Origin of the sequence: uncultured Acinetobacter sp. (assembly GCF_947624825.1) — a bacterium.
Taxonomy (GTDB): domain Bacteria; phylum Pseudomonadota; class Gammaproteobacteria; order Pseudomonadales; family Moraxellaceae; genus Acinetobacter.
In genome coordinates this window covers 1-8,387 of the sequence record NZ_CANQLZ010000078.1, presented here as the reverse complement: position 1 = coordinate 8,387, position 8,387 = coordinate 1, and the positions used below count along the sequence as shown (strand labels likewise).

The following is an 8,387-nucleotide window of genomic DNA, read 5'->3' as shown; positions in this document are numbered from 1 at the left end:
TTAAATCTAGTTAAATTTTCATATTTCATGGGACTAGTATAAACAATTTTTTACTTTCGCAAGAGGTCTAATATATTCTTTCCTATATTCATTAATATTTCATATGATCTATTTAAATAAGTTCAGCATGTCAGCCAGCTAACATACATTTACAAAAACTTTAAAAAATGTTAATTATGTCGCAAATCTTTTGAAGAGATAATAACAATGAATCGGGTATTTAAAAATGTTTTTAGCACAGCAACTGGGGATTATGTTGTTACTTCAGAGCATGCAAAGGGAAAAATAAAAAGTCGAACAGCCCTCAGCAGCGGTATTACTCTTAGCACGCTGTTAGTCGCAGGGCTTACAACATCACATGCAGCAATCCTTGAAAATAAGTATGTTAAAGTTTCAGTCGCCGCCAATGGTACCTTAGGTTCAGGCAACGTTAATAATGTAGGCATGCTGTATGATCCGCAAGGTTCAGGCATTTTCTCTCCTACACAAGACTATTTAACACCGAGTGTACCGTGGCAAATGTTCTCTGTATCAACCAATGAAACAGGAACAAAAGCCAATACCAATCATATTGCTGGCGTTTTAAATACTTATAATGATTTCACCACCATATCATCAGGCACCACTAACGTCGTTGATCAAGCAAAAGGCCAACAAGATACCAAATGGACAGGACAATATAGCTCAGGTGGTAATGTTTATTATACCATCTCCAATGAATATAGCGTTGATAACACTTTACACGGCGTTGCTGTAGAAACCACGATTACCGCACAGCAAGATTTGACCAATGTTAAATTTGCGACTGCAATTGATCCAGATCCAGATGGTTTTATTCCACCAGCTGGGAATACAGGCAGCTATTTTGAGACCCTTAACCAACGTGGTGATAGTAGCCAAGGTCTTGCAGAACAAGATTGGGTATATGCCACAGGTCCTTCAACTCAGAATATGCTTGGCATTTTTTCTGAATCTAAATACACACATGACACATCAGTTCTTAGAAATTGGTCTGTAGATCCTGATAATTATCTTCAAGGGTTAGATAACAAACAAGTAGGTGACTTCGCAATTGGTATGGGCTTTGAGATTGGTGATTTAAAAGCCCAACAATCTGCAGTGATTGATTATGCTTATTTGTTTGGCTTTCCAACCAATCCTCAGCCACCAGTGATCGAGCAATGGACCAATATTGATTTACGCGAAACATATTATCAAAGTACCAAACTAAATGGTTCAACAACTTATAATGAAGCTTTAGGTGTCAACGTTCGCCCAATTTTTGAGGGTGGTACATTAAAAGTAGATCATGGGCCGTACTCAGGTTTTTACAGTAATAATTTTACTATTAATGACTTAGGTGGACGCATTGATGCCAATGGCAAAGAAAGCCGTTATAAAGGCATATTCAGCAATGCCGCTGGTACAAACCAATCAGGCAACTTCTATATTTCAGATGCGACTAACCAAAATGGTCGCGTCGTGTTTGAGGGTGAAAATACCTATACAGGTCAAACCACTATTGAAAATGCCACTTTAGCACTTAAAGAAAATGGCGATCTGCGCTATAGCAGTGGTGTACATTTAGATGATGCAGCTGCACGCTTTGAAATTGCCGAATTAAAGAACCCTGCGACTCAAATTCAAGATCTAAGTAGTACAGCAGGCACTGTATTTACTGGAGATAAAGTACTCATTGCAGGTACTCAACGTGACACCACTTTTGCAGGGCAATTTACGGGTCAAGGTGGCTATCATAAAGTCGGAACAGGCACCCAACATATTACAGGGCAAAGCCAAGCTTTTGCTGGTGTCACTAATATTGCACAAGGTACTTTACGTGTAGACGGTTTACTCAACAACCAAGCGCTTAATGTTTTAAATGGTGCAACTTTGAGTGGACAAGGTTTTGTTGGCGGTTTAGTCACAGGTGAAGCAGGTTCATTTATTGATCCAAATGGTCGTGACTTTGGCCGTTTAACATTAATGAATGACTATGTTGGTCAAGCCGACTCTAATATCTTGATTCAAACTGTGCTTGGCAATGACAACAGTGCAACAGATGTTCTTGCAATTCAAGGCAACACCATAGGCACAGCCAGCGTACAAGTTGAAAACATGGGTGGTCGAGGTGACTATACCCAGCAAGGTATTAAAGTGATTGATGTTGACGGTCAATCTGATGCTAAGTTTACCCTTGCCAATGGTCCAATTAAAGTCAATGCTTTTGAATATAATCTTTTGCAAAACAGCCCAGCTGATGCAAATGATGGCGATTGGTACTTATACAGCACCTATCGAGCAGGAATTGGTAACTATATTTCAACTTTATCTTCTAATATTGAAACGGGGCTAACCACCATTTCGTCGTTGTATCAACGTATTGGCAGTCCTTATGAACCCGATGTGAACTATAAAACCACATGGGGGCGTTTGCTTGGTAATAGCGTGAATAAAAATGGTGAAAAGCAATTTGACTATAACCAATACAGTATGGGTTATCAGCTAGGTGGTGAATACTTAGCCATTGAAAAAGAAAAATCAAAACACCGCTTTGGTTTAATGAACCACTTTATTCATGCCAATGCCAAAACTTATGACAATGAACGTTTAAAATTAGGCTTAGGTCATCAAAATAGTTCAATTGATACCGACAGCTTTGGTTTTGGTGCTTATTACACGGCCACCTTTAACAACAATCTGTATTTAGATTTAGTCACTCAAATGAACTATATCGAAAATTCAATTGAGGTGGCTGATGAACCCGATTTCACATGGGAAGCATGGCAAAGTGCCAGTTCAATTGAATTAGGTCGTTCATTTAATTTTAATGAAAGCACCAAGATTGAACCACAAGCACAATTGTCTTATATCTATACCACCTATCGTGACACCCAAGATGCTTATTCTAAGGTCATTGCAGACAGCACCAGTAGTGTGATTGCACGTTTAGGTACACAGGTGAATCATCACTTTAACTATAAAGAACGCCCTGCAAGCGTCTATGGTTTACTCAATTACAAACATGAGTTTGCCCCAGATCATGAATTACGTTTGGTGTCTTTAACCGACAACTCAGAAACTCATTTAAAAGAGAGTTATGAAGAAAGTTCAATTGAGGCAGGCTTAGGTATTCAGGTGCAGTTGGAAAATTTATATTACGTTTATGGTGATGTCCGCCATAGCACAGATGTACAAGGCGATAGTGACCAAACCCAAGTAAGTATTGGTATTAAAGGTCGTTTCTAAGCTGTTTTAAATTAAAAAATGCTGCCTTGGCAGCATTTTTTTATATATTGTTTATTTCAGCCAAGCAATTTGCTGAGGTGTGACATCTAATTGAATGGTCTGCTCAATTTTTGCCGTCTTTAAATCAATTTGATAGATTGATTTTTGCAGGCTATCACTCACAAACAATTGATCCTTTTCACCATGCATGGCCAGTTGTGCCTGAGCAATTGCGCGAGAGTCGGCTGCAAAAATTTGTAGGGTATGTATAACCTGCCATGTGCTGCTATCTAAAATATGTAAGGTGCCGAGGCTATCTAAAATTACAAAATATTGCCCACTGCTGCTAAAGCTTTGTTTTAAGCGTTTTAGCGCTTTGCTCGTCCATGCAACTTGATCAACTTGCTGGGTGTGTGGATTTATAATCAATAAATCTTGCTCGGTTGAAGCAATAGCAACGATATCTTGTACTTTTTCATGCCCCACTAAAGTGCCAATACGTGCTTGGGTTGGAATTTTACTGTCAATAAAGCTTTGCCCTTGTTGCTCTACCAACAACACGCCATCTTGACAACCAAACGCTGTAAAATTTTGGTTAGATGCGGCACCATGTAAGCCCGGACAAGATTCAGTTAAAGTTTGCTCAACATGATAATGATTGCCATGCTGTAAATAGCTTTTAACCATACTCAACTGTGTTTGTCCTTCGGGTAGATAACTGCTAAGTACCATCTCACCGCGTGGCTCAGCTACACCATGATGTTTATACGGCAAACGCTGCGAAGTGACCTTAGCATTGGCAATATCTTGATCGGTAAACACATCAAACTTAGAACCTTGCGTTTCATTACCATCATAAAAAACCGCAGCTTGGCCATTAAATTGACGATAATGTGTTGGTGAACCACCAGCTAAACGATAGTTTAACAAGCCCCTTTGAGCCGCACCAAAAAAGCTGACATCACCTAGCTCACGATCCATGATGACCGCATATCCATAACTTGGGCTGCTATATAGTGCCGATGGCAATGCCTTTAATGCTGTATTAAAGATATGGGTATTGTCTTGTAGCTGATACACAGCCAATGCTGCACGTTGATTATCTTGGCTAACCACTGCCAAATGCCCGACCCCAAGCTCAGGCTTAGGTTTTTCTTGAACATTTGGTTCACTAGAAGAATCTCCTCCCCCACCACATGCGCTAATCAAAGCAGTTAACGTGATTAAGCCAATAAGACGTAGCGTTTGCATATTTCCCTCAATGTTTGTCTTGTTTATTTTTGAAACGTTATAACATAACATCTACAATTTACCAATCACTAACATCAAACTGCTGTTTAAGGAATTGGCTTTTCCGTGGAAACCTTTGCCACTCCCCTGCAAAATCCTTATACTTAAGGGCAATTTTTTTCTAATTTTAACTGGATGACCATGAGTCGCGCCATATCGCATATTGATACTTTCCAAGGCTTAATTTTAGCCTTACAAAACTATTGGGCCGAGCAAGGCTGCGTTGTTTTACAACCATACGACATGGAAATGGGCGCAGGGACATTCCACACTGCAACTTTCCTACGCGCGTTAGGCCCTGAAACATGGAACGCGGCTTATGTACAACCATCACGTCGTCCTAAAGATGGTCGTTATGGCGAAAACCCAAACCGTTTGCAACACTACTACCAATTCCAAGTAGTATTAAAACCAAACCCAGACAACATTCAACAGTTGTATCTTGACTCTTTAAAAGCCATTGGTATTGACCCGCTTGTACACGACATCCGTTTTGTAGAAGACAACTGGGAATCTCCAACTTTAGGCGCTTGGGGTCTTGGTTGGGAAGTGTGGCTCAACGGTATGGAAGTAACTCAGTTTACGTACTTCCAGCAAGTCGGTGGTATTGAGTGCTACCCAGTGACTGGCGAAATCACGTATGGTTTAGAACGTCTTGCAATGTACTTGCAAGGCGTTGATTCTGTATATGATCTTGTTTGGACCAAAGGTCAATTTGGCACTGTGACTTATGGCGATGTGTTCCATCAAAATGAAGTTGAGCAATCAACTTATAACTTTGAATATGCACCAGTCGACAAGATGTTCGAATTATTCGACTTCTATGAAGCTGAAGCAACGCGTTTAATCGAGGCTGAACTTCCACTTCCTGCCTACGAACAAGTGATCAAAGCATCACATAGCTTTAACTTACTTGATGCTCGTGGCGCGATTTCAGTCACTGAACGTCAGCGTTATATTTTACGTGTACGTACTTTGGCACGTTCAATTGCCACCAGTTATGTAGCAGCGCGTGCCAAACTTGGTTTCCCAATGGCTGAACCTGAATTACGTGATGAAGTGTTAGCGCAGTTAAAAGCACAAGTTGAAGCGGAAGCTGCTCAAGCAGAAAAATCAGCGGAGAACAAATAATGTCTAAACATACTGTTTTATTTGAGCTTGGCTGTGAAGAACTTCCACCAAAAAGCTTAAAAAAATTACGTGATGCATTAACTGCTGAAACTGTAAAAGGCTTAAAAGATGCAGGTCTTGCATTCGATTCTATCGAAGCTTATGCAGCACCACGTCGTCTTGCACTTAAAATCGTAAACGTAGATGGCGCGCAGGCAGACACACAAAAACGTTTTGACGGTCCTGCAAAACAAGCTGCGTTTGATAGCGATGGCAACCCAACTAAAGCACTTGAAGGCTTTATGCGTGGTCAAGGCATCACTGTAGATCAAGTGACAACTTTCCAAGCAGGTAAAGTTGAAAAAGTTTGTTACTTAAAAGACGTCAAAGGTCAAAGCTTAGACGTGCTTTTACCGCAAATTTTACAAGCAGCTTTAGACAACCTACCAATCGCTAAACGTATGCGTTCTGCAGCAAGCCGTACAGAATTTGTACGTCCTGTAAAATGGGTGGTGTTGTTAAAAGACAACGATGTGATTGATGCAACCATTCAAGATCTTCAAACTAGTAACGTAACTTTCGGTCATCGTTTCCATGCACCTGAAGCCATTACTTTAACGCATGCTGACGAATACTTAAGCAAGCTAAAAGCAGCTTACGTTGTGGCTAACTTTGAAGAGCGCCAAGCCATTATTGATGGTCAAGTCAAAGCATTGGCTGATGAAGTGAATGCCATTGCGATTGTACCAAGTGATTTACGTGACGAAGTAACAGCATTGGTTGAATGGCCAGTTGCGCTTCGTGCAAGCTTCGAAGAACGCTTCCTTGCCGTTCCTCAAGAAGCATTGATCACCACCATGCAGGACAACCAAAAGTACTTCTGCTTAGTGAACAGTGACAATAAACTTCAACCTTACTTCATTACTGTGTCTAACATTGAGTCGAAAGACCCGACACAAATTATTGAAGGTAACGAGAAAGTTGTTCGTCCACGTTTGTCGGATGCTGAATTCTTCTTCTTACAAGACCAAAAACAACCGCTTGCTTCTCGTAAAGAGAAATTGGCAAACATGGTCTTCCAAGCAGAATTGGGTACGCTTTGGGATAAATCGACACGTATTGCAAAACTCGCTGTTGCTTTAGCACCAATTACAGGTGCAAAAGCGGAAGATGCTGAAAAAGCGGCTCTTCTTGCAAAATGTGACTTAACCTCTGAATTAGTGGGTGAATTCCCTGAACTTCAAGGTATTGCGGGGACTTACTACGCACGTCTTGAAGGCGAAAATACTGAAGTTTCTGAGTCTTTAGGTGAGCAGTATTTACCTAAGTTTGCAGGTGACGTTTTACCAAAAACCAAAACAGGTACAACGATTGCACTTGCAGACCGTTTAGATACTTTGACGGGTATTTTTGGTATTGGTCAAGCGCCTACAGGTTCTAAAGATCCGTTTGCACTGCGTCGTTCTGCAATTGGTATTTTACGTCTAGTGACTGAAAACGAGCTTGATGTGTCGATTGAAGACCTGATCAAACTCGCACTTGTTGCATATGGCGATGTATTGAAAGATCACGACAAGACACTAAATGATGCCGTTGCATTCTTAGAAGGTCGTTACCGTGCGAAATACGAAGACCAAGGCGTTGCTGTAGATGTAATTCAAGCGGTTCAAGCGTTGTCACCAAAATCTCCTCTTGATTTTGATAAGCGTGTAAATGCAGTAAATCACTTCCGCGCATTGCCTGAAGCGGCTGCTTTGGCTGCTGCTAACAAGCGTGTTGCCAATATCTTAGCTAAAGAAGCTGCACCTGAAGGAAACGTCGTTGAAGCTAACTTGGTTGAAGATGCTGAAAAAGCATTGTTCGCTGAACTTGCGAAAATCACGCCTGTGGTTGAGCCATTATTTGCTGCCAAAGACTACACTGCTGCACTGTCTGCGCTTGCTGCACTTCGTGCGCCAGTCGATGCATTCTTTGACGGTGTAATGGTGATGGCTGATGATGCAAACTTGAAATCAAACCGTTTGTTGATGCTTGCTCAGCTTCGTGACTTGTTTACCAAAGTGGCTGATATTTCAGTGTTACAGCACTAAAATTTAGCTTAATAAAAAACCCGCTTTAGAGCGGGTTTTTTTACATTGATCATATGACTTTTAATTCAATTAAATTTGGAATTTTATGCCTCTTGGCTTTCTCAACAATCCGATACAATGCCTGTTTTTATTTTATGGATCTTAGGGGTAAAGGATATGAAAAAGTTAATTTTAGCAGCAACACTGTCGATTGTCGCATTAGGTCAAACTGGTTGTTCAGCAGTGATGGCAGCAAAACAACCAAAGAAAAAAGATTTATCAGTTTTGGCTGTCGGTATGCCACGTAGTGCAGTGATTGCTGAATTGGGTGCACCGATTGCAACTGAATCAAAAAATGGTAAACGTGTAGATGTATTCTCTTTCACTCAAGGCTATAGCACTGCAAACCGTGTGAGCCGTACTATTTTCCATGGTGTTGCAGATGTTGCAACTTTAGGTCTTTGGGAAGTCGTTGGTACACCTGCTGAAGCAGCATTTAATGGTAAAAAAGCAGCTTTTGAAATTGTATATAGCAGCAATGATTCTGTTGAAGTTGTAAAAAAATTACAGTAATTAGATAAAGAGTTTTAATCCTGAAATAGTTTATCTTTCCTATGAACCGTACCGGGTTTGTCGGAGACTTTTTATTTAAGTTAGGCCACCTGACCTAACGGGTTAATCTTATCATAG

General features: G+C 40.6%; 5 protein-coding genes. 4 read left to right on the top strand and 1 reads right to left on the bottom strand.

Annotated elements, in window-relative coordinates; all coding sequences use genetic code 11:
• The first annotated feature begins 207 nt into the window (after positions 1–207).
• On the top strand, positions 208–3,249 hold the full coding sequence (locus tag Q0017_RS12550) for an autotransporter outer membrane beta-barrel domain-containing protein (protein ID WP_298147381.1): 3,042 nt from the start codon (positions 208–210) through the stop codon (positions 3,247–3,249).
• Positions 3,250–3,300: 51 nt separating this feature from the next.
• Here the strand turns inward: Q0017_RS12550 and Q0017_RS12545 are convergent, their stop codons facing one another.
• Positions 3,301–4,479, bottom strand: a complete 1,179-nt coding sequence (locus tag Q0017_RS12545) for a hypothetical protein (RefSeq protein ID WP_298147378.1) — start codon at positions 4,477–4,479, stop codon at positions 3,301–3,303.
• A gap of 180 nt (positions 4,480–4,659) precedes the next feature.
• On the opposite strand from Q0017_RS12545, the gene glyQ reads away from it, so the two are divergent.
• From glyQ to Q0017_RS12530, 3 genes are all read left to right on the top strand, one after another.
• Positions 4,660–5,649 (top strand): glycine--tRNA ligase subunit alpha, encoded by a 990-nt coding sequence (gene glyQ, locus Q0017_RS12540; RefSeq protein ID WP_298147375.1) that lies wholly within the window; start codon positions 4,660–4,662, stop codon positions 5,647–5,649.
• Positions 5,649–7,718 (top strand): glycine--tRNA ligase subunit beta, encoded by a 2,070-nt coding sequence (glyS, locus tag Q0017_RS12535; RefSeq protein ID WP_298147372.1) that lies wholly within the window; start codon positions 5,649–5,651, stop codon positions 7,716–7,718. Before glyQ ends, glyS begins: the two co-directional genes overlap by 1 nt.
• A 156-nt stretch (positions 7,719–7,874) precedes the next feature.
• Entirely contained in the window at positions 7,875–8,270 is a 396-nt protein-coding gene (locus tag Q0017_RS12530) for a hypothetical protein (RefSeq protein ID WP_298147369.1), read from the top strand.
• Positions 8,271–8,387 lie beyond the last annotated feature (117 nt).

Bases quoted from the DNA above. Each gene is read 5' to 3' on its own strand.
- Q0017_RS12550 (WP_298147381.1), top strand. From the start codon at position 208: ATGAATCGGGTATTTAAAAATGTTTTTAGCACAGCAACTGGGGATTAT.
- Q0017_RS12545 (WP_298147378.1), bottom strand. From the start codon at position 4,479: ATGCAAACGCTACGTCTTATTGGCTTAATCACGTTAACTGCTTTGATT.
- glyQ (WP_298147375.1), top strand. From the start codon at position 4,660: ATGAGTCGCGCCATATCGCATATTGATACTTTCCAAGGCTTAATTTTA.
- glyS (WP_298147372.1), top strand. From the start codon at position 5,649: ATGTCTAAACATACTGTTTTATTTGAGCTTGGCTGTGAAGAACTTCCA.
- Q0017_RS12530 (WP_298147369.1), top strand. From the start codon at position 7,875: ATGAAAAAGTTAATTTTAGCAGCAACACTGTCGATTGTCGCATTAGGT.